Below are 25,904 nucleotides of genomic sequence, written 5' to 3'. Positions count from 1 at the left end.
CCTATGCTGGGCGGCATGAGCGCTCCCGGGTCTGCCACGCCTTTCGCGCCGACAACGCTCGAGCCGCCGGTCTCGATCCGGATGAAGCGCAAGCGCGAGTCCTCCGACCGCAAAGCGGCGGCGCTGCTGCTGATCTTCACGGCGCTCGCGATCCTGTGGGCGAACTCACCGTGGGGCTACACGTACGAGCAGTTCTGGGACATGCATCTGGATGTCTCGCTCGGCGATCTCGAGGTGTCGGCCACGCTGCACGGCGTCGTCAACGATGCCCTGATGGCGTTCTTCTTCTTTCTCGTCGGACTCGAGGTCAAGCGCGAGTTCGCGATCGGCGAGCTCACCGATCCGGCCCGCGCGCGGGTGCCGATCGCGGCGGCCGTCGCCGGGCTCATCCTGCCGGCGCTCATCTTCCTCACGTTCGCCGCGTCGACCGACTACGCCCACGCGTGGGGTGTGGTGATCTCGACCGACACGGCCTTCCTGCTCGGTGCGCTCGCGATCATCGGACCGAAGTTCCCCGCCCGGCTGCGGACCTTCCTCCTCACCCTCGCCGTCGTGGACGACGTGGGTGCGCTGCTCGTGATCGGACTCTTCTACAACGAGGGCATCCGCTGGGTTCCGCTCCTCGTCGCGGTCGCGCTCGTCGCCGCGATCGCGTGCGTGCGCTTCCTGCGCGCGGCACGGGGCCTGAGCTACGCGGTGCTGGGTGTGGGGCTCTGGATCGCGCTCGCGTACGCCGGCATCCACCCCACCCTCGCGGGCGTCGCCGTGGCCCTGCTCATCCCGGTGTTCGCGCCCCGGCGCGGCGACGTCGAACGCACCGCGCAGCTCACGCAGGCCTTCCGCGAGTCGCCGAACACGCTGTACGCGGCCGCCGTCACCCGGAGCCTGCGCGAATCGCTCTCGATCAACGAACGTCTGCAGACGGCCTGGGCCCCGTACATCTCCTTCCTCGTCTTGCCGATCTTCGCGCTTGCCAACGCCGGTGTACACCTCGACGGCCAGGTGCTCGCGACGGCGTTCACGTCCCCCCTCACCTGGGGCATCATCGCGGCCCTCGTCGTCGGCAAGTTCGTCGGCATCCTGGGCGGCACGGCCCTCGTGCGGGCTTTCGGAGGTGGCAAGCTCGCGCCAGGACTCGGGATGCCTCGGATCGCCGGGGGAGCGGCGCTCTCGGGCATCGGCTTCACGATCTCGCTCTTCATCGTCACGATCGCCATCGACGATGACGAGGCGCAGGATCTGGCGCGCGTCGGCGTGCTCGCGGCATCCGTCCTCGCGTTCCTGCTGGGCTGGGTCATTTTCACGATCGCCGACCGGTTCCAGCCGCCGCAGGCGATCGGTGCGAAGCTCGTCCGGCCCGTGGACCCCGAGCGCGACCACATCCGCGGACCGGTGGATGCCCCGTACACGATCGTCGAGTACGGGGACTTCGAGTGCCCGTTCTGCAGTCGCGCGACCGGATCGATCGACGCCGTCTTCGATCGTCTGCCCGGACAGGTGCGCTGGGTCTTCCGACACCTTCCCCTCGATGCGGTGCATCCGCACGCGGAAGGCGCGGCCAAGGCCGCGGAGGCTGCGGGGCTGCAGGGGCACTTCTTCGAGATGGCACGGACGCTCTTCGCGCATCAGAAGGCGCTGACCAAGGAGGACATCCGCGGCTACGCCACCGATCTCGGCCTCGATCTGGATCGTTTCGTCGTTGACTTCCGCTCCGCGGAGGTCGTCCGGCGCGTCGACGACGACCGCCTGGACGCCGAGATGATGGACCTGCACTCCACGCCGACGTTCTTCGTCGGCGAGAAGCGGCACATCGGTCCCTACGATTCCGAAAGCTTGATTCGCGCGCTCGAGGCGGCTGCGAAATCACCGGGAATAACCACGACCCCTCCACGTTCAACTTGATACGAACGCACTCAAGTCCTAAAGTTGAGTGCATAAGACTCACGTTTGATCAGGAGGCCTCGTGCCCAACGACGTCACACCCCCGAATGGCGACGGCTTCGACAGCGGTGCCGGTGCATTCGACGAATTCCTCTCGCGCTACATGGCGGGGGAGCGCGCTCGCGCCGAGCGGTCGATCGACCTCTCGCGGTTCCTGAGCGCCCGCACGCAGGACATCCTGCAGCGCGCCGGTCGCTATGCACTCGAGCGCGGCCAGCGTGAGCTCGACGCTCTGCACGTTCTGCGCGTGATCGTGGACGAATCCCCGGCCCGCGAGGCCGTGGAGCGCGTCGGCGCGAGTCCGTCCGCGATCGTGCGCGCGACCGAGGGTCGTCTGCCCGCCGCGGGCGATTCCGCGTCGGTCGACGCCGCCGTCATCACCTCGTCCGTGCAGCGCGCTCTGTTCCACGCCTTCCAGGTCGCGCGCTCGTCGGGCTCGACGTACGTCGACCCCGAGCACCTCTTCTTCGCGCTCGTGCTGGCTCAGGATGCCCCGGCCGGGCAGGTCCTCGCGGAGGCCGGCGTGACCGCCGAGGCCCTCACGCAGGGCGCCCGCGAGACGGTGGGCACGGTGGGCGAGCCCGCAGCCGCCTCCGACGACACGGACACGCAGTCCCCGATGCTGGACAAGTTCGGCACGGACCTGACGGAGCGCGCTCGCGCCGGTCAGCTCGACCCCGTGATCGGTCGCACCGACGAGATCGAGCAGACCATCGAGATCCTCAGCCGCCGCACGAAGAACAACCCCGTGCTCGTCGGCGAGGCGGGCGTCGGCAAGACCGCGATCGTCGAGGGCCTGGCGCAGGCGATCGTCGACGGCGGAGTCCCCGAGCAACTGCGCGACAAGCGCGTCATCTCGTTGGATCTGCCCGCGATGCTCTCGGGCACGCGCTACCGCGGCGACTTCGAGGAGCGCCTGACCAAGACGATGGACGAGATCTCGGCCCGCAAGGGCGAGGTGATCGTCTTCATTGACGAGGTGCACACCGTCGTCGGCGCCGGAGGCGGCGGCGAGGGCGCGATGGACGCGGGCAACATCCTGAAGCCCCGGCTCGCGCGCGGCGACCTGCACCTCGTGGGCGCGACCACGCTGAAGGAGTACCGGACGATCGAGAAGGATCCGGCGCTGGAGCGCCGCTTCCAGCCCGTGCGCGTCGGTGAGCCCTCCATCGAGGACTCGGTGCTGATCCTGCGAGGACTGCGCCCGGCCTACGCCGAGCACCACGCCGTCGAGTACACCGACGACGCGCTGCGCGCCGCGGTCGAGCTGAGCGACCGGTACCTGACCGAGCGCGTGCTGCCCGACAAGGCGATCGACCTGATCGACCAGGCCGGGGCGCGACTGCGCCTGCGGCTCGGCGCGAAGGTCGACGTGAGCGGCTTGCTGGAGCGTCTGGCTCAACTCGAGGCCGACAAGAACGCCGCCGTCTCGGCCGAGCACTACGAGGAGGCGTCGCGCATCCGCGACGCGATCACCGAGGTGCAGCAGCGGATCGAAGACGCGACGTCCCGCTCGATGGCGGGTGCCCGCGGCGACGCGGTCGTGGACGAGGCACAGATCGCGGCCGTGATCAGCCGGGCCACCGGCATCCCGGTGAACCGTCTGACCGAAACGGAGCGCGAGCGGCTCGCCGAGTTGGAGGGCGAGCTGCACGGGCGCGTGATCGGACAGGATGGCGCGGTCGAGGCCGTCGCCAAGGCCGTCCGGCGCAACCGCACGGGCATGGGCGACGCGCACCGGCCGATCGGATCGTTCCTCTTCCTGGGGCCCACCGGCGTCGGCAAGACGGAGCTCGCCAAGGCGCTCGCGTCTTCGATCTTCGACGACGAGTCCGCGGTCATCCGCTTCGACATGAGCGAGTTCGGCGAGCGGCACACCGTCTCGCGGCTGGTCGGTGCCCCTCCGGGGTACGTCGGCTACGACGAGGCCGGGCAGCTGACCGAACGCGTGCGGCGCAACCCCTACGCCGTCGTGCTGTTCGACGAGATCGAGAAGGCGCATCCGGATGTCTTCAACCTGCTGCTGCAGGTGCTCGACGACGGACGCCTGACCGACGGGCAGGGCCGCACGGTCGACTTCCGCAACACGGTGATCGTCATGACCTCGAACATCGGTTCCGAGTTCCTGGCTTCTCGCTCCGGCGCGATCGGCTTCATCGCCGACGGCGGCGGATCGACCGGGTTCGGAAGCGAGAAGGACCTGCGCGACCGGGTGATGGGCAAGCTCCGCGAGGCGATGCGCCCCGAGTTCTTGAACCGGATCGACGAGATCGTGCTGTTCCGCAAGCTCGAAAAGGAGCAGCTCCGCGAGATCGTGAGCCTGATGCTCGGTGCGACAGCGCGTCGCCTGACCTCGCGCGAGGTGTCGTTCGAGGTGTCGGATGCCGCGATCGACTGGCTGGCCGAGCACGGCTACGAGCCGGAGTACGGGGCGCGCCCGTTGCGCCGCCTGATCCAGCGCGAGGTCGACGACCGCATCGCCGACCTGTTCGTCTCGGGCGCCCTGAGCGACGGGGGAGCGGTGAGCGTGGATGCCTCGGGCGGCGAGCTCGCGGTGACGAGCCTCGCCCTCGCCCGGGCGGCATAAGAACGACCGAACGCACGCGCCGGCACGGAGAGCATCCGTGCCGGCGCGTGGTGCGTTAGCGCGCCGCCTCGTCTCGGCGTCTTCCCTCTTCTCGGCGCCTTTGCCCCTCGCTACGCTTCTCCCGAGATGAAGATCGACCTGAAGAAGCAGATCGCGACATACGCCGCGCCCCGCGGCCGCTTCGAGATCGTGACGGTTCCGCCCCTGCGGTACCTCGCGATCGACGGCGCGGGCGATCCGAACACGGCGCAGGCGTACGCGGATGCGTTGGCCACGCTGTATCCCGTCGCGTACGCCCTGAAGTTCCTGAGCAAGCGCGAGCTCGACCGCGACTACGTCGTCATGCCGCTCGAGGCGCTCTGGTGGTCGGACGACATGGCCGCGTTCACGGCCGCGCGGGACAAGACCCGCTGGCGCTGGACCGCGATGATCCTCGTGCCCGACTGGATCGACGACGCCCGTGTCGAGGTCGCCGCGCAGGCGGTGCGGACGAAGGGCGGGGCGCCCGCGATCGACGCGCTGCGGGTGGAGGCCCTCGACGAGGGGCTCTGCGTCCAGACGTTGCACGTCGGGCCCTACGACGCGGAGGGCCCCGTGCTCGAGGCGATGCACGACGACTTCATCCCCGAGCACGGCCTGCGGATGACCGGACGCCACCACGAGATCTACCTCGGCGATCCGCGGCGCACGGCGCCCGAGAAGCTCCGGACGATCCTGCGGCAGCCCGTCGAGCGGGTCGGCTGAGGTCGCCCGCATCGATTGAACGGTCGCGACTCGCCGTGTGCCATCGGCGCGAGCGGCGTGTCGCGACCGTTCGCGCGGTGCTTCGACGCCCGCCGTCGTGGAACACTGAGGACGTGGTGGAACGCGCATCGACAGACCCCGCGGGGATCGCACGCACGGTCGGGCGCGGGGCGCTCGCGGCCCTGCTGATCGGCGCGGGGGTGTCGCACCTCACCTGGGGTCGTCGCGGGTACCGCATCGTGGTGCCGGAGTGGGCGACGCGGATGCTGCGGCTCGACAAAGACGCGATCGTGATCGGCTCGGGGGTCGTCGAGGTGATGCTCGGGGCCGCGCTCGTCGTCCTGCCGCGCGAGCGCCGCCGCATCGGTGCGGTCGTCGCGGCCTTCTTCGTCGCCGTGTTCCCGGGCAACGTCCACCAGTGGCGCACCGGCCGCCCGGCACCCCTCATGCGCACCGATCGTGCCCGATTCATCCGTCTGCTGCTGCAGCCCCTGCTCGTCGCGTGGGCGCTGTGGAGCACACCGTCACCCTCCTCCCCATCCCGACCGTCCCCGCGATCGCAGAAAGGCCGCAGATGAGCGCCACCGCATCCTCCCGACACGTCCGTTCCCTCCGCACCGCCGAGGCGCAGCACGACAGCGAGCTCGGCAGTATCCGTCGCCTGACGGTCGACAACTTCCCGATCCTGCGGCGGCTCTCCATCAAACGGCTCGTGCTGGCGCCCGGCAGCGTCCGTGAGCCGCACTGGCACGCCAACGCAGACGAGCTCGGCTACTGCCTCGCGGGGTCCGTCCTGGTGTCGATCGTCGAGAACGGCAGCGTCTTCTCGTCCTTCACGATCACGGCGGGGCAGATGTTCACGATCCCGTCCGGGGCCCTGCATCACATCGAGAACATCGGCGACGCCGAGGCCGAGATCGTGGTGGCCTTCTCGAACGAGGCGCCCGAGGACTTCTCGCTGCGCGCGGCGTTCGGCGAGATGTCGGATGCCGTGCTGGGCAACACCTACGGGCTCCCGGCATCGGACTTCGCAGCCTTGCCGCGCGACACGACCTCTCGCGACATCGTCCGCCGGGAGGGCCCGCCCGTGGTCCCGGACACGGCAGGCTACGGCAACCCGCACAAGTTCGACATCGCGTCGCAAGAGGCACCGCTGCAGCATCCGTTCGCCGCCGTCAAGCTCGCGCGCAGCCAGTACTGGCCCGCCCTTTCGAGCATGTCGATGTACTCGCTCACTATCCGCGACGACGGGATGCGCGAACCGCACTGGCACCCCGGCACCGCCGAGATGGGCTACGTGCACCAGGGACGCGCCCGGATGTCGATCCTCGACCCCGACGGCACCGTCGACACGTACCTGCTCGAGCCGGGCGATTGCTATTTCGTCCCGCCCGCGTACCCGCACCAGATCGAGGTGATCGGGGACGACGAGATCCACTTCCTGATCTTCTTCGATCAGCCGACGCCCGGCGACATCGGCTACCGCGAGTCGGTCTCGGCGTTCTCCCGCCCCGTGCTGGCCGCCACCTTCGGTGTCGCGGTCGATCAGCTGCCCGCGTTCCCGTTCACCCCGGTCGATCCGCTGCTGGTCGAAAAGGTGAACCCGACCGATCCGGTCTGACCCGCCCTCGACCCCGCCTTCGGGCGAGGGCCTCGTGGCCCGATGTGTAATATGTTGCATTCCCGACCCCTGGAGAACCATGCCGCTCAGTGACTTCCCGCGCCACTCGCTCACCTTCGGACCGAGCCCCGTGCATCCGCTCGACCGCTTGAGCGATCACCTCGGCGGCGCGCGGGTGTGGGCGAAGCGCGAGGACGTCTCGAGCGGCCTCGCGTACGGCGGCAACAAGGTGCGCAAGCTCGAATATCTCGTGCCGGACGCCATCGCGCAGGGGGCCGACACGCTCGTGTCGATCGGGGGCGTGCAGTCCAACCACACCCGGCAGGTCGCCGCGGTCGCCGCGCATCTCGGCATGAAGGCCGTCCTCGTGCAGGAGAACTGGGTGGACTGGCCCGATTCCGTGAACGACCGCGTGGGCAACATCATGCTCTCGCGCCTGATGGGTGCGGACGTGCGGCTGGATGCCTCGGGCTTCGGCATCGGGTTCAAGGACTCGTGGAAGCAGGCGATCGCGGATGTCGAGGCATCCGGCGGCACGCCCTACGCGATCCCGGCGGGGGCGTCGGATCACCCGCTCGGCGGACTCGGATTCGCGAACTGGGCGCACGAGGTCGCCGCTCAAGAGGCCGAACTGGGCGTCTTCTTCGACACGATCGTCGTCTGCAGCGTCACCGGATCGACCCACGCCGGCATGATCGCGGGCTTCGCCGACCTGGTCGAGAACTTCGGCGGCCGCGAGCGTCGGGTGATCGGCATCGACGCGTCCGCCAAGATCGACGAGACGCGCGATCAGGTCGCCCGGATCGCCCGGCGCACGGCCGACATGATCGGCGTCGGTCGGGACCTGCGCGATGACGAGATCACCGTGCTCGAGGGGTGGGCCGGGGACTACTACGGCATCCCGGTCGCCTCGACGGACGAGGCCATGCGCCTGACCGGCAGCCTCGAGGGCGTCATCATCGACCCGGTGTACGAGGGCAAGTCGATGGCGGGACTCATCGACCTCGTGTCCTCGGGCGAGATCCCGCGCGACTCGCACGTCCTGTACGCGCACCTCGGCGGCCAGCCCGCTCTGAACGCGTACAGCGGCCGGTACCACTGACCGGGCGCTACTGACCCGGTACCACTGCCCGCGTTCCGGGTGTTGACTGAGGGCATGGCCGCACACGACATCGCATCCTCGCCCCCGCGCACGATCGCTCGCTGGGCACTCGGCGGCGCGCTCGCCTTCGCCGGTATCTCTCACCTGTTCTGGGCGCGCAAGGAGTTCCAGGCGCAGGTGCCCGACTGGACGACCGAGTACACCCCGCTCGACAAGGACGCGGTCGTCGTGGCATCCGGAGCCGTCGAGATCATGCTCGGGGCGGCCCTGATCGCCCTGCCGAAAGAGAGGTCGCGCATCGGCCTGCTGCTCGCGGCGTTCTTCGTCGCGGTGTTCCCGGGCAACGTCGAGCAGTACGCCAAGAAGCGCGACGGGTTCGGTCTCGACACCGACCGCAAGCGATTCGTCCGGCTGTTCTTCCAGCCGGTGCTCGTGGCGTGGGCGTACTGGTCGACGCGCTCGCGCTAGCTCAGCGCTTGTCGGGAACCAGCCGCACCAGGCGGATGTTGTCGGTCTCGTTCATCTCGACGATCGCCGGGTGGGCCTTGATGAAGTCCGAGAACGACTTGAAGCCGAGCCCCTTCTCGCTGAAGGACGGGTCCATCCGCTTGATGAGGTTCTTGATGACCGAGCTGTGCATCCAGTCGGCATCGGTGCGCTCGTGTTCGAGGCGCAGCGCACGCTCGAGCAGGTCGGCCGCCGGGTCCTTGCTGCTGCGGCGCCTCTGGCGCACGGGAGTATCGGATGCTGTGGCATCCGGTTTCTGCTGCGGCTTGTCGGTGGGCACCGAAACGCCGGGCAGGGCGTCGTAGGCATCGAACTGGTCGCACGCGGCCGCGAGCGACTTGGCGGTCGAGCCCGCCACTCCGACGCCGACGACGAAGCGTCCGAGCCGCTTGCAGCGCTGCGCGAGGGGCACGTAGTCGGAGTCGCCCGCGACGATCACGACGTGCGTGAGATCGGGGAGTCGGAACATGTCTTCGACAGCGTCTACCGCGAGGCGGATGTCGGCGCCGTTCTTCGCGTAGGCGGCGGCGGGGAAGAGCTGCACGAGGTCGACCGCGCGGGCGACGAGCTGACTGCGGTAGACCGCATTGACCGGTGACGACCAGTCCGCGTAGGCGCGGGTCAGCACCAGGGTGCCGAACGATGCCGCGTAGTCGATGATCGCGCCCACGTCGATGACGGCCTGGCTCAGGCGTTCCGCGATCTCGGGCTCGGCCGGATTCTCGGCGATGCGTTGACGGTCGCGCCCATAGGCGTTTCGGCCGTGCACGCGGTCGTACCAAGAGATGACGATGTTGTCGAAGTCGAGATAGACCGCGACGCGGCCGCCTTCGGCCATCTCAGGCCTCGCTCGGGTAGACGAGGCCGATCTGGCCCCGGATCTCGTCGAGTGTCGCCATGATGTCCACCGTCTCATCGATCGTCAGGAGGTCGCCGACCAGATTGCCTTCGGCGACGAGTCGCTCGGCCGCGAGGGCCTGATACTGCATGCCGCGACCCTGCACGTGCGAGACGTAGTGTTCGCGCAGCGTGCCATCGGGTCCGGTCAGCCGGAACGACGTCGCGTTGTACCAGGTGCGATCGACGTCGATTCGACCCTCGGTGCCCACGATATGCGCCGTGTTGGGCCCGGCCGCGCGCGACGACGAGATCGTGGTCGAGATCGCCCCGGACGCGTGCGTGAAGATCGTCGCCACCTCGGTGTCGGCGCCCGTATCGCTCTTGCGAGCGGACGCGAGGACCGTCTCGGGCCGACCCAGGATGTTCCAGACGAACGACACGGGATAGATGCCGAGATCGAGCAGTGCGCCACCGCCGAGCTCGAGGGCGTTCAGGCGGTGCCGGGGATCGGCCGTGATCTGCTGTGTGTGGTCGGCGAAGACCGTCCGCACCTCGCCGACGGCGCCGTCGGCGATCAGCTCGCGGATCCGCGCCATGTGCGGCAGATAACGGGTCCACATGGCCTCGAGGACGAGCACGCCGCGCGCTGCCGCGGCGTCGCGGACGGCGGCGGCCTCGGCGGCGTTCAGGGTGAACGGCTTCTCGACCAGCACGTGCTTGCCCGCGGCGATGACCGCGAGCGCGTTCTCTGCGTGCGACGGATGCGGCGTCGCGACGTAGACGATGTCCACGTCCGGATCGGCGAGGAGGGCCTCGTACGAGCCGTGTGCGTGGGGGATGCCGAACTCTTCGGCGAACGCCCGCGCCGAGACATCCGATCGCGACCCGACCGCGACGATCTCTCGGCCCGCGACGTGCAGGTCTTGGGTGAAGGTGCGGGCGATGCCGCCCGTCGCGAGGATTCCCCAGCGCAGTCCGCTCATGCCCCGAGCCTACCCGCGGGGTGGGACGTGCCGCGGGGTCGTCGCGCTGTGCTCGAGTCTTCGCGCGGATGGCACGAGCGGGGCCCGGGCGCCGCGACCTACCCTGGAGCTGTAGACGGGAGAACCATGTCCGACATCCTCATCACCCCCGACGCCCTCGCCGCCCTGATCGCCGCGGGTGCGCCCGTGCGCGTGCTCGACGTGCGGTGGCGCCTGGATCGACCGGACGGGCGCCCCGAATACCTCGGGGGGCACATTCCGGGGGCCGTGTACGTCAGTCTCGACGACGACCTGGCGGCGCACGGTGAACCGACGGACGGGCGTCACCCGCTTCCGGACGTCTCGGCATTGCAGGCCTCGGCGCGCCGGTGGGGGATCGACGACGGCGACACGGTGGTCGTCTACGACGACCTGAAGTCGCTCTCGGCCGCGCGGGCCTGGTGGGTGCTCACCGACGGCGGCATCGTGGACGTGCGGATCCTCGACGGGTCACTGCGGGCGTGGACCGCCGCCGGGCTGCCCCTCGAAGCGGGCGATGTCGTGCCGGCACCCGGGTCCGTGACCCTCTCGGCAGGGCACCTCGCACAGGTTTCGATCGACGAGGCCGCGGAACTCGCGGCATCCGGCGCCCTGCTCGACGTGCGCGCACCCGAGCGCTATCGCGGCGACGTCGAGCCGATCGATCCACGGGCGGGTCACATCCCGGGGTCGCTCAACGCGCCGACCACGGGCAATGTCGACGAGGACGGGTGGTTCCTCCCGCCCGGCACCCTGCGAGCCCGCTTCGAAGAGCTTGGCATCGACGCGTCGGCACCCGTCGCCGTGTCATGCGGATCGGGCGTCACGGCATCCCACGCCTTCGTCGCTCTCACCCTGGCGGGACTCACGCCGCGGCTCTACCCGGGCTCGTGGAGCCAGTGGTCGAATCTTCCCGATCGTCCCGTCGTCACGGGGCCGAACCCGGTATAGGTCCTCAGGGGACGATGACGATCTTGCCGTCGACGCCGTCCTCGATCGCTCGGTGAGCCTCGGCGGCCTCGTCGAGCGAGAACGACGGGCCCTCCTCGATCGAAAAGGCCCCCGCGGCGAGCAGCGCCATCGTGACGGGGAATGCCTCGGCGCGCCACGCGAGCTCGGTTTCGGTCAGGGGCGTGGAACTGCCGCCGCCGAAAGCGCGTACGCCGTAGTCTCCGGCATCCTGTCCGCGCACGATCGTGCCGATGCGGTTGCGGTCGGGGACGAGTTCGCACGACACCTCGAGCGCCTCGTCGGTTCCCGCCGCGTCGAACGCCACCGTGACCCCCTGCGGTGCGGCCTCGCGAACGCGCTCCAGCAGTCCATCGCCGTACACGACCGGAGTCGCGCCGAGCGCACGAACGCGATCGAAGCGCCCCTCGCTGGCGGTTGCGATGACGGTCGCGCCCCAGAGCACGGCGTACTGGATGGCGGCCTGGCCGACGGATCCGGATCCGGCGTGCAGCAGAAGGGTGTCGCCCGCGCGCACGTCGAGCGAGCGCAGCACCTGGTAGGCCGTGCCGACGGGGATGCCGATGCCGGCTCCCGCGGCGGCCGAGACCGACGGCGGCCGCGGGATCGCGTTGTGCGCGGCTACCCTGACCTCGCTCGCGTAGGTGCCCGATGTCTCGCGGAACGCGACCGGGTCGCCGACGCGGAAGCCCTGGACGTCATCGCCGACCGCGACGACCACGCCGGCGCCGTCACGTCCGATGTGGCGGGGTGCGTCGATCGTGGCGGACGGGCGGATCCCCGCGCGCAGCTTGGCATCGATGGGGTTTACGCCCGCAGCCTCGACGCGCACGATCAGGTGGGCCGGGCGGATGTCGGGAGTCGGAGTTTCGACGACGGTCAGGACGTCGGGACCGCCGAACTCGGCGTAGACGACTGCACGGGTCATGGTGATGAGTTCTCCCTCGTCGGCGACAGCGCTGTGTCTCGAGCGTAGCCCTCGGTGTCGCGCGCGAGCCCCGAACCGGGGCGGCCGGTGTGCTGTGGGGCGCGGCAGAACCTGCCCCGCAGCATCCGAGCCGCCCCACATCCCGCCGGAAGGATGACCGACGGGCGTGTCAGGAGTCGCCGCGCAGGGCCTTCGTGATGCGGGGGAGCGAGACCGGCTCCGCCGTTCCCAGGCGCTGCGCGAACAGGCTCACGCGGTACTCCTCGAGCAGCCAGCGCGCGTGCACGAGGGCGGGTGATGCATCCGGACTCACCGGGATCGTGCCGCCTGCCTCGGTATATGCCGCCGCGGCGCGCTCGTACTCGGTGAGGCGCTGCCGGTCGCGGCCCGGGGTGTCGGCGAGCTCCTCGAGCCGCAGCCGAGCCCCCTCGAGGTAGCGCGGAAGCTGCGCGAGTCGGGCGGTGCCGGTGCGCAGAACGAAGCCCGGATAGATCAGGCCGGCAACCTGCGCGCGCACATCGCCGAGGGCCGCGAGCAGGGTCATTGCGTTCTGGCCGCGCAGCGCCCGGTCGACGTCGCGTGCGGCGAGCAGGATGCGTGCGGTCAGCGACACGGCGGCGAACAGGGAGTCGACGATCCCTGCCGAGACGGCGTCGCGAACGCGCGCGAAGTCCTCCGCGTTGCGCACGACACCGGTCGGCGCCACGGTCCGGATGAGCGCGTCGGCCGCGGCCGCCCGGCAATCCTCGATCAGCGCCTTTGCCGACGCGTACGGCGAGGCCGCGAGGGCAAGCTTCTCGTTCGCGGTCAGATGCTCCTGCACGTACGACACGGGTGAGGGAACGGCGAGCAGAACGAGACGCCGGATGCCCACGCGCAAAGCACGCTCGGCCGCATCCGGGGTGGTCTCGATGCGTAGCGAAACGCTCGAGCCCTGGTCGACGAGCGTCGGGTACCCGCGGACGACCCCGCCGGCCACGCGCGTGTCGACGACCGGCGGCAGCTCGCCGAGGTCCCAGGCGGTGATTCCCTCGCGTTCGCGGACGGATGCGTCGCCTGCGGGCGACGGGCCGACCGGTGCGGCGGGGCCGCGGCGGGGCTTGCCTGTCGAGGGCGGGGCCGCGAGTCGGGTCGCGACGCTCTCGCGGGCGCGTCCCGACAGGGTCTCTTGCAGGTCGCGCAGGTCGCGACCCGATCCGACCGTGCGTCCGCGCTCGTCCACGACACGGAACGTCGGGCGCAGGTGCGCGGGGACGCGGTCCATCTCGAAGTCATCGACCGTCACGGGCTGATTGGCGACTCGCTGGATGAGCTTCGCCAGCGCGGCAGCGAGGGACGTCGGGGGCAGGCCCGCGTGATTCTCCGGCCCCGCGCCGGCCAGGTCGTCGGCGAACTTCGCGGCCCAGTCGGCCGCGGGCACGACGTGCCGCCGGATGGACTTCGGCAGCGCGCGCAGCAGCGCCGTCACGAGATCCGGTCGCAGCCCCGGAACCTGCCAGTCGAAGCCATCCGGGCGAACACTCGCGAGGAGCGCCAGCGGCACGATCACCGCGACGCCGTCGTCGGGCGCGCCCGGCTCGAAGCGGTAGGCGAGCGTCAGGGTCTGATCGCCCTGGGTCCACCGGGTCGGGAAGTCCGCCGCATCCGATCGCGCCTCGCCCTCGAGCAGGTCCTGCTCGCGCATCGTGAGCAGTTTCGGGGTGCGGGCGGATGCCTCGACCCACCAGTTCTCGAACGAGCGCACGTCGAAGACATCGCGCGGGATGCGTGCGTCGTAGAAGGCGAACACGGCCTCGTCGCCGGCCAGGATGTCGCGGCGCCGTTCGCGCTCCTCGACGCGTTCGAGACGACGGCGCAGCTCGTCGTTGGCCCGCGCGAAGCTCGTCAGGCGCTTGTCGATCTTCGACGGATCCCACTCGCCCTCGACCAGGGCGTGGCGGACGAAGAGCTCCCGCGCACCCGCCCGGTCGATCCGGGCGAACTGCACACGACGGCGGGGGATGATCTCGACCCCGAAGAGCGTGACCTTCTCGTAGGCGACGGCGGCCCCGGCATCCTTCGACCAGTGCGGCTCGCTCACCTGGCGCTTCGCGAGGTCGCCCGCGAGGGGCTCGGCCCAGGCGGGATCGATCGCGGCGACCGTGCGGGCGTACAGGCGCGAGGTCTCGACGAGCTCGGCGGCCATGACGGCCTTCGGGCGGGCCTTGCGGAGCCCCGAGCCGGGGAAGATCGCGAAGCGGATGCCTCGGGCGCCGAGGTACTCGGGGGACGGGGCGCGGCGGGCGGGAGCGGCGCTCTTCTGGGCGGTGCCCTTCTGCGCCGCGCGCTCGTCGATCAGACCGATGTGCGAGAGCAGGCCGGCGAGGATCGCGCGGTGGATCGCGGCGGGGTCGGTGGCTTGCCCGTCGGCGGTGGAACCGGCACCGTCTCGGTCGGAACGGGCACCCTCGCGCGGGCGCTTCTGCGCGGGGACGAGGCTGCGGATCTGCCGATGGACGTCGAACCACTCCCGCACGCGGACATAGTTGAGGTGCTCGGCGCGGCACAGGCGCCGGAACGCGCTCGATCCGTTCTCGCGCTGCGCCTCCTGCAGGTGATTCCAGAGGTTGAGCAGCGCGACGAAGTCGCTCGTCGGATCGGCGAAGCGCGCGTGCAGCCGGTCCGCCTCTTCGCGGCGTTCCTCGGGGCGCTCGCGGACGTCCTGGATCGACATGCCCGCCACGATCGGCAGCACCTCGTGGATCGCGCCGGTGCGCTGAGCCTCGATGAGCATGCGGGCGAAACGCGGATCGATCGGCATCCGCGCGATGTCGCGCCCGATGCGCGTCAACCGCGGCGCGCCACGCCCGGGCTCGACCGCGCCCAGCTCGCCGAGCAGGTCGAGCGCGGCCTTGACCCCGCGGGAGTCCGGCGGCGTGAGAAACGGGAAGGCCTCGATGTCGCCGAAGCCGAGCGAGAGCATCTGCAGGATGACCGAGGCGAGGCTCGTGCGCAGGATCTCGGGCTCGGTGAACTCCGGGCGCTTGGCGAAGTCGTCCGCGGCATACAGGCGGATCGCGATGCCCGCGCTCGTGCGTCCGGCGCGGCCGGACCGCTGCTGAGCGGATGCCTGCGAAACGGCCTCGATCGGCAGGCGCTGCACCTTCGCGCGATTGCTGTAGCGCGACATCCGGGCGGTGCCGGTGTCGATGACGTAGCGGATGCCGGGCACGGTCAGGCTGGTCTCGGCGACGTTCGTGGCGAGCACGACCCGTCGCCGCACGCCGGCGACACGCGAGGGCTCGAAGACGCGGTGCTGCTCGGCGGACGACAGCCGCCCGAAGAGGGGGAGGACCTCGGTCGGTGCCGTGGCCTGCGCGTAGGCGCCGCGGACGGCGTCGGCGGCGTCGCGGATCTCGGCCTCGCCCGGCAGGAAGACGAGCACATCGCCCGGGGCCTCGCGCTCGAGTTCGCGCAGCGCCTGCACGATCCCGGCCACCTCGTCGCCCTCGACGTCGTACGGTGCCTCGTCGATGGGTGCCTGCTCCGCCGCATCCCGGACATCACGGAGGTCCGATGGGGCTGGAGTCGTGTCATCGGCCGCGTCCGGCACGTTCTGCGCGGGTCGCTCCTTCGGGATGTCCGCCTCGCGGACGAGGGGGCGGTACCGGATGTCGACGGGAAAGGTCCGCCCCGACACCTCGACGATGGGGGCGGGTGTGCCCGAGGCATCCGCGAAGTGCTTTGCGAAGCTCTGCGGGTCGATCGTCGCGGACGTCACGATGACCTTCAAATCGGGCCGCTCCGGCAGGATCCGCGTGAGGTACCCGAGCAGGAAGTCGATGTTGAGGCTGCGCTCGTGGGCCTCGTCGATGATGATCGTGTCGTAGCGGCGCAGCAGCCGGTCGCGGTGGATCTCGTTCAGCAGGATGCCGTCGGTCATGAGTGCGACGAGCGTCTGGTCCGACACGTTGTCGGTGAAGCGCACCTTGTACCCGACGAGGGTGCCGAGCGGCACCTCGAGCTCTTCCGCGATGCGCTCGGCGATCGTCCGGGCGGCGAGCCTGCGCGGCTGTGTGTGCGCGATGCGGGTGCGGCCGAGCTCGAGGCAGATCTTCGGCAGCTGCGTCGTCTTGCCCGACCCGGTTGCTCCGGCGACGATCACGACCTGGTTGCCCTCGATGGCGCGCGCGATCTCTTCCCGGGCGGCGCTGACGGGCAGCTCCGGCGGGAACGTGATCACGGGGACGGGCGCGGGCATAGCCCTCCATCGTATGACGCGCGCGCCGTGGCAGGACGTGCGGTCACGGGGGACGGGCTGGCGCGACCCTAGGATGACCGCATGGGCTCGGAGGGTTTCGCACACGTGCGTTTCATCGGCTACGCGATTCCGACGGCCCCGGCCATGATCGTGCCGCTCGGAAACCCCGACCGCGGCTCGGCTGTGGGCGGCACGTATCTCGGGCTCGCCGATGTGGACGCGGATGTCGGGGGCCGACTCTCGGTCATGCGGGCCGCCGTCCACGCCGCACGTGACGCCCTGCCGGCGGGCGAAACCGATGTGCTGAACGTCTTCGTCGCCCCCGAGTTCTTCTGGCACGGTCCGCAGGGCCCCTACCTGCACGCGACCGGCGCGCCCGATCCGGTCGACCGCATCCTCGAGCGCCTCGTCGCCGAGTTCCCGCCGGCCGAGTACCCGAACTGGGTCTTCGTCTTCGGCACGGCGGTCACCGCCGCAGCGGATGACCCGCGCGAGGTGTTCTCGCGCGCCACGACGACCGTCCGCAACGGCGTCGTCGCCGACCTCGCGCACCGCTACCGCCAGGCCGCGGCCGATGACGCCGCGAAGGTCTTCGACATGATCGACGACTACCTGCAGTGGGGCCACGCGCATCCGGTCCTGCAGGTCCGCAACCGGGCGGTGATCGTCAGCGCCACCCCGCTCGGATCGCCGGGCGCGGCGTTCGCCGCCCACGCCGCCACGACCGACAAGGTCTTCGACTCGGCCGAGGATCTCGTGCTCTGGGACGTCACGGGCCGCGACGACGTCGTGACCGAGCAGATGACGGCCCATCCGTACGTCGACCTGTCGGCGGGCGACCTCAAGCGCGACCCGTTCGACGCCCACGCGATTCTGCGGTTGGGAACCGGCGAGGGCGCGGCCACGGACATCGCCGTCGAGATCTGCCTCGATCACGCCGACGCCCGCCTGCGGGGAGCGCTGTCGCGAACGCGCTGGCCCCGCGGAGACGGATTCGTCGACGAGGGCATCGACATCCAGATCGTGCCGTCGTGCGGCGCGGCTCTGTCGCTCGGTTCCATCGCGTCGATAGCGGGCGGCTTCGCGTTCAACGTCGACGGTCAGATCGCGGCGGGCGACAGCATCATGCCCACCGGGTCGGGGCCGGTGTTCGGGGTGCAGAGCGCCTACGGCAACTACATCGATCCCGCAAACCCGCGCTATCGCGCGCACACGCAGCTCGCGGGTGTCGTGAGCCCGGCGGTGGGGGATGACGGTCGGTCACCGAGCTCGTCGGATGCCCAGCTCGCACGATTCGCCGATGACCTCGTCACCGTGGTCCCGGTGGCGGCGCCGCCGACGCTCGACACGTTCTTCGCCGGTGGCCCCGGCGCCGTGCACGTCTACGGCCTGCGCGCTCCGCTCGCGCTCGGCCCGCCTGCACCGCCCGCGGGTTGACTCGTCGCCGTCGCGACAGGTCAGCCCCGTGAGTGGACGCAACATGCCGCGTGGGCGGCGGGGCGCACGGCATGTTGCGTCCGTTCGCCGCGCCGTCGGGGATGTCAACCCCCGCCCCACGGATGCGCGAGGCTCCCTAGGCTGGGCGGATGACGATTCCCACCATCGCACTCCGTTCCGGCTACGACATCCCGCAGCTCGGCTACGGAGTCTTCAAGGTTCCCGCCGACGAGACCGAGCGGGCCGTTTCCGAGGCGTTCGAGATCGGCTACCGCCACATCGACACCGCCGCGATCTACGGCAACGAGGAGGGCGTCGGCGCCGCGATCGCCGCCAGCGGCATCCCGCGCGACGAGCTCTTCATCACCACGAAGCTCTGGAACGACCGGCACGACGGCGACGAGCCGAACGCGGCGATCCGCGAGAGCCTCGACAAGCTCGGACTCGAGCACGTCGACCTGTACCTCGTGCACTGGCCGACGCCCGCCGCCGACAACTACGTGCACGCGTGGGCGAAGCTGATCGAGCTGCGCGACGCCGGGCTGTCGCGCTCGATCGGCGTCTCGAACTTCCTCGTGCCGCACCTCGACCGCATCGTCGCCGAGACCGGCGAGGTGCCCGCCGTCGACCAGGTCGAGCTGCACCCCGCGCACCAGCAGCGCGAGGTCGTCGCCTGGGGCGAGCAGAACGACATGCACGTCGAGGCGTGGGGGCCGCTCGGGCAGGGCAAGTACGACCTGTTCGGGCTCGCGCCGGTGCACGAGGCATCCGTCGCCCACGAGAAGACCCCGGCCCAGGTCGTGCTGCGCTGGCACATCCAGAAGGGCTTCATCGTCTTCCCGAAGTCGGTGCGCCCCGAGCGCCTGCGCGAGAACGCCGACATCTTCGACTTCGCCCTCTCGGACGCCGAGATGGTGGCGATCGATGCGCTGGACGCGGGCGACGGCTCGGGGCGCGTGAGCGCCCACCCGAACGACGTCAACTAGCGCACATGGCCTCCCGCCTCGCCGAAGCGCGGAGCCCCTACCTGCGCGCGCACGCCGGCAACCCGGTCGCCTGGTACCCGTGGGGCCCCGAGGCGTTCGCCGAGGCTGCCCGGCGGGACGTGCCGGTGCTCGTCTCGATCGGGTACTCGACCTGCCACTGGTGCCACGTGATGGCCCGCGAGTCGTTCTCGGATGCCGCCATCGCCGCGCAGCTGAACGAGGGGTTCGTGGCCATCAAGGTCGATCGTGAGGAGCATCCGGATGTCGACGCCACCTACCTGGCTGCGGCAGCCGCCTTCACGCCCCACCTCGGCTGGCCGCTGACCGTCTTCGCCACGCCGACGGGGGTGCCGTTCTACGCCGGCACGTACTACCCGCCGGAGGCGCGCCCGCCGGTGCCGGCCTTCCGCGACGTGCTGAACGCCGTGCGCGAGGCGTGGACCGACCGTCGTGACGAGGTCGACGGCACCGCCGCCGCGATCGCCGAAGCCCTGCGCGCCGTGCCGGACGGCGGTGACGGGTCGCTCCCGACCCTCGAAGACCTCGCCGCCGCGGTGGAATCGGTCGCCGCGGCCGAGGACGCCGAGTTCGGCGGTTTCATCTCGGGCGGGTCCGCGGATGCGCCGAAGTTTCCGATCGCGACCGTGCTGCGCTTCCTGCAGGCGCCCGGACTCGCGGACAAGGACCCGGCTGCGGCCGCGCTCGCCGCGCGCACCGTCCGGACGATGGCCGCATCGCCGCTGCGCGACCCCGTCGAGGGCGGGTTCTTCCGCTACGCGACGCGGCGCGACTGGTCGGTGCCGCACTACGAGCGCATGCTGACCGACAACGCGCAGCTGCTCGACGCGGCCGTGCGTGCGGGGGACGAGCCCGTCGCGGCCGGCATCGCTTCGTTCCTGATCGAGGTTCTGCAGCAGGCGTCCGGCGGGTTCGGCGCGGCGCAGGACTCCGAGTCCGTGATCGGCGGGCGACGGAGCGAGGGCGGCTACTACGCACAGGATGCGGCGGGTCGGGCGGTCCTGTCGCCGCCGGCGGTCGACGGCAAGGTCGTCACCGGCTGGAACGGGCTCGCGATCGGTGCGCTCGCGCGTGCGGGGGCGCGGCTCGGACGCCCGGCCTGGATCGAGGCGGCGGCCCGCGCCGCCGAGGACGTGCTGCAGAACAACCTGCGCCCCGACGGCACGCTCGTGCGGGCCTCGCTCGACGAGATTCCCTCGCGCGCCCCGGCGGTCCTCGCCGACTACGGGCAGCTGGCCTCGGGACTCGTCGCGCTCTCGATCGCGGCTGCCGAACCCGCGTTCGCGGTGGCAGCGCGCACGCTCGTCGACCTCTGCGTCGAATCCGGCGTCGACTCGGGCGACGGCCCCGCGACGGGGACTCTGCGCGCGCCCGGCGGGGGCGACACGGTACTCGGCGCGCAGGGTTTCGCCGCGGCGGCGGGGGAGTCGGACGGCGACGAGCCCTCGGGCCACGCCGCGATCGCGGGCGCGTGCCTGGACCTCTGGCTGCTCGGAGCGGGCGAGGAGTATCGTGCCCGCGCATCCGTCGTCGTCGCGTCGCGCGCTGCCGAAGCACTCGCCCGGCCGCTGGGCTACGGCGCCCTGCTGGCCGTCGCCGTCGGGCTCGCCGCAGCCCCGCGGCAGGTCGTCGTCGTGGCGGATGACGCGGACGACCCGCTCGCACGGGCGGCTCGGGTCGCCAACGCGGACATCGTGGCCGTGGTCCCGCCACACCGCGCCGCGCAATTCGCGGGCGCGGGATTCTCGCTGTTCGAAGCGAAGACCCTCAGCGGTGGCCGGGCAACCGCGTACGACTGCCGTGCGTTCGTGTGCCGTCTGCCGACGACGGACCCCGAAGATCTCGCGGATGCTCCACGCCTTGGCTGATTCGGGAGGCTAGCGGGACGTCGTGACGTGCGTCAGATCCAGCTGAACATCCAGTTGTGCAGCCGCCAGAATTCGTACGGCACCTCGAGGGCGGTCCACAGCGGATACCAGAAGACCGACACCGCGAACGCGACCAGCAGGAACGCCGCGACCGCGCCCTGGCCGCTCGTACGGCGGTCGGTCGGGGCACCGGGCGGACCGGCGATGCGACGCAGCGCGAGCACGAGCGCGAGGATCAGGAACGGCACGATCACGATCGTGTAGAACTGGAAGATCGTGCGCTCGGGGTAGAGCAGCCAGGGCAGGTAGGTCGCCGCGACACCGGTCAGCACGAAGGCCGATCGCCAGTCCCTCGATCGCCCCGTGCCCGGCCAGGCGAGGCGGACCGCCAAGAACACGATCGCGCCGACGCCCGCGTACCAGATCAGCGGGTTCGGGATGCTCGAGATCGCCTGCACGCAACCACCGGCCATGTCGCATCCGTCGACACCCTGCTCGGTCTTCTGCCAGTACATCGACGTCGGGCGCAGCAGCAGCGGCCATTGCCAGGCCGGTGAGGCATAGGAGTGACCACTGGTCAGTCCGACGTGGAAGTTGTAGATCGCCTGGTGGTAGTTCCACAGGGCGAGCAGGGGATTGGCGTCCGAGTCCCGGTCGTAGCCGCCCTGGGTGACGAGCCATCCCGTCCAGGTCGTGAGGTAGACGATCGCCGCGACCGGCACCAGGAGCAGGAACGTCGCGGGCCCCTGGCGGAGTGTCGCATCCGGAAGCCAGCGCCGGATGCCCGCGCGGCGGCGCGTGAGAGCATCGGTCACGACCAGGTAGATGCCGAGCGCCGCCAGCACATAGAGGCCCGACCACTTGACCGAGGTCGCCGCGCCGAGAGCCGCACCCGCGGCGAGGATCCACGGGCGAGACCACAGCATCGGGCCCCAGGCCGGCGGGTCGTCGCCGGTCGCCGCGAGGGCGATGCGGGTCTGCATCCGTTCGCGATCGATCAGGACGAACCAGAACGCCAGCAGCACCAGCAGCATCAGGAATCCGTCGAGCAGAGCCACACGGCCGAGGACGATCCCGAGCCCATCGACCGCGAGGAGCAGGCCGGCGATGCACGCCCAGACCGTCGAGCCGGTCAGTCTGCGGGCGATCAGGATCAGCACGAGCACGGCCGCGGTGCCGGCCAGCGCGGCCGCGAGGCGCCATCCCCACGCGGTGTCGGCGCCGAAGACGCCGTAGCCCAGGGCGATGAGCCACTTGCCGAGCGGGGGATGCACGACGAAGCTGCCGTCGGTCAGGAAAGACATGGTGTCGCCGGACAGGAAGGCCTTGTCGGCGCCCTCGGGCCATTTCGACTCGTAGCCGAGGTGCGCGAGCGTCCAGGCATCCTTCGCGTAGTACGTCTCGTCGAAGACGAGCGCGTGCGGATGGCCGAGGTTGGCGAGGCGCAGCACAGCCGCGAGGAGCGTGACCAGGGCGGGCGCGAGCCAGTGCCAGAGGCCGCCGACGCGGGGCAGACTCCGGAGTCGCCGCCCGAATCGCTCGAACACGGTCGGGCGATCCGGCGGCAGCAAGGGATCTGCGGCGATCGGGCCTGTCGCGATCGGGCCCGTGGCGACAGGGCCTGTGGCGATCGGTCCCGTGGCGATCGGGCCTGCGCCGGCCGCGTCGGTGCTGACGGGACCCGTGCGTGCGGGGTCGAGGTCGCTGGCCGGCTGCACGCGACAAGCCTATGGCTGCGCGGCGCGAGCTCTGTCGAACCGGCCAGCGAACATCCGGAAGGTACCGTCGGCCGCGTGCAGCCCAGCGGTCGGCGTGTCGGGACTTTTCGGGCTCGTCGTTCCTCCCGGATGCACGGGCGTGCTGACCAAGGGTGCGAGACTGGCGGCGTGCTGATCCTCGCCGCGACCCCGATCGGAAACCTCGGGGATGCCTCGCGCCGACTGGTCGAGGCGCTCGAAGCCGCCACGATCATCGCCGCCGAGGACACCCGCACGACGCAGCGCCTGCTGGCGGGCCTCGGCATCACCAACCGACCGCGGCTGATCGCCCTGCACGATCACAACGAGAAGCAGCGCGCCGCCGAGATCGTCGACCTCGCGGCCGAGCAGGACGTTCTCGTGTTGAGCGACGCGGGGATGCCGACGGTGAGCGATCCGGGCTTCGGGCTCGTCGCCGAGGCGGCCGCCCGAGGCGTGACGGTCACCGCGCTGCCCGGCCCGAGTGCGGTCCTCACGGCGCTCGCCGTGGCGGGGCTGCCGACCGATCGCTTCACGTTCGAGGGTTTCCCCGGGCGCAAGCAGGGCGAGCGCCGCTCGGCATTCACGGCGCTGGCGCGCGAGCCCCGCACGATGGTCTTCTTCGAGGCCCCGTCCCGGATCGCCGCGACCCTGGCCGACATGGCCGCTGTCCTCGGTGCCGATCGCCCGGCGGCCGTGTGCCGCGAGCTGACGAAGATGTACGAAGAGGTCAAGCGCGGCGGCCTCGCCGAGCTCGCGACCTGGGCCGAGGACGGCGTGCGCGGCGAGTGCGTCATCGTGGTGGGCGGTGCGTCGAACGCCCGGCCGCCGCTCGCCGAGGCCGTCGCGCAGGTGCTCGAGCTCGTTGCCGCGGGCGGACGACTGAAGGATGCCTGCACAGAAGTCGCCGCCGCCACCGGACACGCGTCGCGCGAGCTGTATCAGGCGGCCCTGGCGGCCAAGTCCGACGCGAAGTCCGACACCAACTCTGACGCGAAGCAGAAGTAACCTGGCGGGCATGAGTCGTCGCGGTGGAGTCGCACTCGTGCTGATGGTCGGGCTGCTGCTGACCGGGTGCATGCCCGAACCGGGCGGCACCGAACCGGGTGATGCGGGCTCGACCGTGCCCTCCGGTGGGCCCTCCGATGCGCCCGCGCCCGAGGCATCCGTCGGCACGGGATCGGCCGTCGTTGTGCCCGGCGACTGCGGCGAGGTGCTGAGCGATGCCGAGCTCAGCGAGCTGACGGGACAGGAGCAGTACCTTGCTCCGGACCTCCCGTCGCTCGAGGCGCTGCCCGGCCCGGTCGCGCGCGAGACGGCGCAGCGGGCGGACGAGCGCCTCGACTGCATGTGGTGGGTCGTGAACGTGTGGGAGGGGTCGCTTCCGCTGTTCATCTCACGCACGACCGCTGAGGCGCAGGCGGCGCTCATCGACGGACTGCTCACCTCGACGCTCTACACCGAGACGACGGTCGGCGGCGAGCGGGCGTTCACTTCGTCGTACACCGACGAGATCGCCGTGCACCAGGTCGTGTACGTCTTCGTCGAGGATGTCTGGATCGCGGTGGTCGCGGCGGTCGCGCCCGCCACCGCCGTCGCGATCGCCGAACGGGCACTGACCGCTGTCACGGGCTGATCCCACCGCCGGGCCCGAGCAGGGCCGACGAGCCGCCGGCCCGGGCGTTCGTCACACCGCGGAGCCGACGCATCCGTCCCGCCTAGAATCGACGGGTGACTTCCGGCCGTTCGTTCTACATCACCACCCCCATCTACTACCCCAGCGACGTGCCCCACATCGGGCACGGGTACACGACGGTGGCGGTCGATGCGCTCGCGCGCTGGCACCGCCAGGCGGGCGATGACACCTGGATGCTCACGGGCACCGACGAGCACGGCCAGAAGATGATCCGCGCGGCGTCGGCGAACAACGCCACCCCGCAGGAGTGGGTCGACAAGCTCGTCGCCGAGTCGTGGTTCCCGCTGCTCGAGACCCTCGACATCGACAACGACGACTTCATCCGCACCACGCAGGAGCGCCACGAGACCCGCGTGCAGACCTTCCTGCAGGCGATCTACGACCGCGGCTACATCTACGCAGGCGAGTACGAGGCGCTGTACTGCGTCGGGTGTGAGGAGTTCAAGCCCGAGTCCGAGATCGTCGACGGCACCGGTCCGTTCGAGGGCCTGAAGGTCTGCGCCATCCACTCGAAGCCGCTCGAGCTGCTGCAGGAGAAGAACTACTTCTTCAAGCTCAGCGAGTTCTCCGACCGGCTGCTCGAGCTCTACCGCGACGAGCCCGACTTCGTGCGCCCCGAGTCCGCGCGCAACGAGGTCGTCTCGTTCGTGCGCAGCGGCCTGAAGGACCTCTCGATCTCGCGCTCGACCTTCGACTGGGGCATCGAGGTGCCCTGGGACTCTTCGCACGTCATCTACGTGTGGGTCGATGCTCTCCTCAACTACGCCACCGCCGTCGGCTACGGCGCGGATCCCGAGACGTTCGAGCGCCGCTGGCCGGCGTATCACGTGGTCGGAAAAGACATCCTGCGCTTCCACGCCGTGATCTGGCCTGCCATGTTGATGGCGGCCGGGCTCGACGTGCCGCGCGGGGTGTTCGCGCACGGCTGGCTGCTGGTCGGCGGAGAGAAGATGTCGAAGTCCAAGTTGACGGGCATCGCGCCATCCGAGATCACGGATGTCTTCGGTTCGGATGCGTACCGGTTCTACTTCCTCTCGGCGATCGCCTTCGGCCAGGACGGCTCTTTCTCGTGGGAGGACCTGTCCGCCCGCTACCAGGCCGAACTCGCGAACGGTTTCGGCAACCTCGCCTCACGCTCGATCGCGATGATCGAGAAGTATTACGAGGGGATCGTTCCGCCGCCGGGGGAGTACTCCGACGCCGACCTGGCCGTGCAGAAGATCGTCGCGGATGCCGCGGCCACCGCGGACGCGGCGATCGACCGATTCCGCATCGACGAGGCGATCACCGCGATCTGGACGATCGTCGACGCGCTCAACCTGTACATCACCGAGAACGCGCCGTGGGCCCTGGCGAAGGACGATGCCCAGCGCGAGCGGCTCGGCACGGTGCTGTACACCGCCGCCGAGGGTCTGCGTGCGCTCGCCGTGCTGCTCTCGCCCGTGACGCCCGAGTCCACCGAGAAGCTCTGGATCGCTCTCGGCGCTGCTGAGAGCATCGGGCGGCTGCGCGATCAGCCGATCCGCGAGGCCGGAGCTTGGGGGGTCCTGCAACCCGGCACGAGTGTCAACGGTCTGGCGCCCCTGTTCCCGCGCGTCGAGCAGAGCGTGTGAGCGACCCGCGCCATCGCGAACGGTCGCGACACGCCGTCCGCCCTCGGGGTGACGCGGCGAGTCGCGACCG

General features: G+C 70.6%; 19 protein-coding genes. 14 read left to right on the top strand and 5 right to left on the bottom strand.

Translation table 11 applies throughout. From position 1 onward, the window contains the following. Positions 1–15 precede the first annotated feature (15 nt). The 7 genes from nhaA to CGU35_RS10770 all read left to right on the top strand — a co-directional run bounded on the left by nhaA (position 16) and on the right by CGU35_RS10770 (position 8,463). Positions 16–1,902 carry a Na+/H+ antiporter NhaA gene (gene nhaA, locus CGU35_RS10800; protein WP_232711263.1) on the top strand — a complete coding sequence of 629 codons (1,887 nt, stop codon included), beginning with the start codon at positions 16–18 and terminating at the stop codon, positions 1,900–1,902. 61 nt (positions 1,903–1,963) lie between these two features. Then, positions 1,964–4,528 carry an ATP-dependent Clp protease ATP-binding subunit gene (locus CGU35_RS10795; protein ID WP_100811570.1) on the top strand — a complete coding sequence of 855 codons (2,565 nt, stop codon included), beginning with the start codon at positions 1,964–1,966 and terminating at the stop codon, positions 4,526–4,528. Positions 4,529–4,654: 126 nt separating this feature from the next. Continuing rightward, positions 4,655–5,272 carry a GyrI-like domain-containing protein gene (locus CGU35_RS10790; protein ID WP_100811569.1) on the top strand — a complete coding sequence of 206 codons (618 nt, stop codon included), beginning with the start codon at positions 4,655–4,657 and terminating at the stop codon, positions 5,270–5,272. Positions 5,273–5,385: 113 nt separating this feature from the next. Then, entirely contained in the window at positions 5,386–5,850 is a 465-nt protein-coding gene (locus tag CGU35_RS10785; protein WP_100811568.1) for a DoxX family protein, read from the top strand. Further along, entirely contained in the window at positions 5,847–6,893 is a 1,047-nt protein-coding gene (locus CGU35_RS10780; protein ID WP_100811567.1) for a cupin domain-containing protein, read from the top strand. The genes CGU35_RS10785 and CGU35_RS10780 overlap by 4 nt, the downstream gene beginning before the upstream one ends. Before the next feature lie 79 nt (positions 6,894–6,972). Beyond that, positions 6,973–7,995 (top strand): 1-aminocyclopropane-1-carboxylate deaminase, encoded by a 1,023-nt coding sequence (locus CGU35_RS10775; RefSeq protein WP_100811566.1) that lies wholly within the window; start codon positions 6,973–6,975, stop codon positions 7,993–7,995. A gap of 54 nt (positions 7,996–8,049) precedes the next feature. Continuing rightward, positions 8,050–8,463 (top strand): DoxX family protein, encoded by a 414-nt coding sequence (locus CGU35_RS10770; RefSeq protein WP_198519562.1) that lies wholly within the window; start codon positions 8,050–8,052, stop codon positions 8,461–8,463. A 1-nt stretch (position 8,464) separates the two neighbouring features. On the opposite strand, the gene CGU35_RS10765 is transcribed toward CGU35_RS10770, so the two are convergent. Both CGU35_RS10765 and CGU35_RS10760 read right to left on the bottom strand, forming a co-directional pair. Then, a complete protein-coding gene (locus tag CGU35_RS10765; RefSeq protein ID WP_100811565.1) occupies positions 8,465–9,340 on the bottom strand; it encodes an NYN domain-containing protein in 876 nt (291 codons plus the stop codon). Position 9,341: 1 nt separating this feature from the next. Beyond that, on the bottom strand, positions 9,342–10,325 hold the full coding sequence (locus CGU35_RS10760; RefSeq protein WP_100811564.1) for a Gfo/Idh/MocA family protein: 984 nt from the start codon (positions 10,323–10,325) through the stop codon (positions 9,342–9,344). A 126-nt stretch (positions 10,326–10,451) separates the two neighbouring features. Between CGU35_RS10760 and CGU35_RS10755 the strand changes: the two genes are divergently transcribed. Continuing rightward, positions 10,452–11,294 (top strand): sulfurtransferase, encoded by an 843-nt coding sequence (locus CGU35_RS10755; RefSeq protein WP_100811563.1) that lies wholly within the window; start codon positions 10,452–10,454, stop codon positions 11,292–11,294. 4 nt (positions 11,295–11,298) lie between these two features. Here CGU35_RS10755 and CGU35_RS10750 read toward each other — a convergent pair whose 3' ends face one another. Next, positions 11,299–12,240, bottom strand: coding sequence for a quinone oxidoreductase family protein (locus CGU35_RS10750; RefSeq protein WP_100811562.1), 942 nt, complete (start codon positions 12,238–12,240; stop codon positions 11,299–11,301). 169 nt (positions 12,241–12,409) lie between these two features. Continuing rightward, entirely contained in the window at positions 12,410–16,480 is a 4,071-nt protein-coding gene (hrpA, locus tag CGU35_RS10745) for an ATP-dependent RNA helicase HrpA (protein WP_100811561.1), read from the bottom strand. 81 nt (positions 16,481–16,561) lie between these two features. Between hrpA and CGU35_RS10740 the strand changes: the two genes are divergently transcribed. The 3 genes from CGU35_RS10740 (at position 16,562) to CGU35_RS10730 (ending at position 20,789) form a co-directional block, all read left to right on the top strand. Then, positions 16,562–17,917, top strand: a complete 1,356-nt coding sequence (locus CGU35_RS10740) for a hypothetical protein (protein ID WP_100811560.1) — start codon at positions 16,562–16,564, stop codon at positions 17,915–17,917. 149 nt (positions 17,918–18,066) lie between these two features. Then, positions 18,067–18,903, top strand: a complete 837-nt coding sequence (locus CGU35_RS10735; RefSeq protein WP_100811559.1) for an aldo/keto reductase — start codon at positions 18,067–18,069, stop codon at positions 18,901–18,903. Positions 18,904–18,908: 5 nt separating this feature from the next. Further along, positions 18,909–20,789, top strand: a complete 1,881-nt coding sequence (locus CGU35_RS10730; protein ID WP_100811558.1) for a thioredoxin domain-containing protein — start codon at positions 18,909–18,911, stop codon at positions 20,787–20,789. Between the two features lie 32 nt (positions 20,790–20,821). Here the strand turns inward: CGU35_RS10730 and CGU35_RS10725 are convergent, their stop codons facing one another. Further along, positions 20,822–22,507, bottom strand: a complete 1,686-nt coding sequence (locus CGU35_RS10725) for a dolichyl-phosphate-mannose--protein mannosyltransferase (protein WP_308455390.1) — start codon at positions 22,505–22,507, stop codon at positions 20,822–20,824. Between the two features lie 168 nt (positions 22,508–22,675). Between CGU35_RS10725 and rsmI the strand changes: the two genes are divergently transcribed. From rsmI to metG, 3 genes are all read left to right on the top strand, one after another. After that, on the top strand, positions 22,676–23,533 hold the full coding sequence (rsmI, locus tag CGU35_RS10720; protein WP_100811557.1) for a 16S rRNA (cytidine(1402)-2'-O)-methyltransferase: 858 nt from the start codon (positions 22,676–22,678) through the stop codon (positions 23,531–23,533). Between the two features lie 10 nt (positions 23,534–23,543). Then, on the top strand, positions 23,544–24,161 hold the full coding sequence (locus CGU35_RS10715) for a hypothetical protein (RefSeq protein ID WP_100811556.1): 618 nt from the start codon (positions 23,544–23,546) through the stop codon (positions 24,159–24,161). A 95-nt stretch (positions 24,162–24,256) separates the two neighbouring features. Then, entirely contained in the window at positions 24,257–25,834 is a 1,578-nt protein-coding gene (metG, locus tag CGU35_RS10710) for a methionine--tRNA ligase (RefSeq protein WP_100811555.1), read from the top strand. Positions 25,835–25,904: the final 70 nt, after the last annotated feature.

It is taken from the genome of Microbacterium sp. BR1 (assembly GCF_002812725.1).
Classification (GTDB): domain Bacteria; phylum Actinomycetota; class Actinomycetes; order Actinomycetales; family Microbacteriaceae; genus Microbacterium.
This window is presented reverse-complemented; position numbering and strand designations above follow the sequence as displayed.

Coding starts and splice junctions, on each gene's coding strand:
- CGU35_RS10780 (WP_100811567.1), top strand. CDS start 5,847: ATGAGCGCCACCGCATCCTCCCGACACGTCCGTTCCCTCCGCACCGCC.
- CGU35_RS10760 (WP_100811564.1), bottom strand. CDS start 10,325: ATGAGCGGACTGCGCTGGGGAATCCTCGCGACGGGCGGCATCGCCCGC.
- CGU35_RS10740 (WP_100811560.1), top strand. CDS start 16,562: ATGGGCTCGGAGGGTTTCGCACACGTGCGTTTCATCGGCTACGCGATT.
- CGU35_RS10790 (WP_100811569.1), top strand. CDS start 4,655: ATGAAGATCGACCTGAAGAAGCAGATCGCGACATACGCCGCGCCCCGC.
- hrpA (WP_100811561.1), bottom strand. CDS start 16,480: ATGCCCGCGCCCGTCCCCGTGATCACGTTCCCGCCGGAGCTGCCCGTC.
- nhaA (WP_232711263.1), top strand. CDS start 16: ATGAGCGCTCCCGGGTCTGCCACGCCTTTCGCGCCGACAACGCTCGAG.
- CGU35_RS10770 (WP_198519562.1), top strand. CDS start 8,050: ATGGCCGCACACGACATCGCATCCTCGCCCCCGCGCACGATCGCTCGC.
- CGU35_RS10715 (WP_100811556.1), top strand. CDS start 23,544: ATGAGTCGTCGCGGTGGAGTCGCACTCGTGCTGATGGTCGGGCTGCTG.
- CGU35_RS10730 (WP_100811558.1), top strand. CDS start 18,909: ATGGCCTCCCGCCTCGCCGAAGCGCGGAGCCCCTACCTGCGCGCGCAC.
- CGU35_RS10755 (WP_100811563.1), top strand. CDS start 10,452: ATGTCCGACATCCTCATCACCCCCGACGCCCTCGCCGCCCTGATCGCC.
- CGU35_RS10765 (WP_100811565.1), bottom strand. CDS start 9,340: ATGGCCGAAGGCGGCCGCGTCGCGGTCTATCTCGACTTCGACAACATC.
- CGU35_RS10735 (WP_100811559.1), top strand. CDS start 18,067: ATGACGATTCCCACCATCGCACTCCGTTCCGGCTACGACATCCCGCAG.
- CGU35_RS10750 (WP_100811562.1), bottom strand. CDS start 12,240: ATGACCCGTGCAGTCGTCTACGCCGAGTTCGGCGGTCCCGACGTCCTG.
- CGU35_RS10775 (WP_100811566.1), top strand. CDS start 6,973: ATGCCGCTCAGTGACTTCCCGCGCCACTCGCTCACCTTCGGACCGAGC.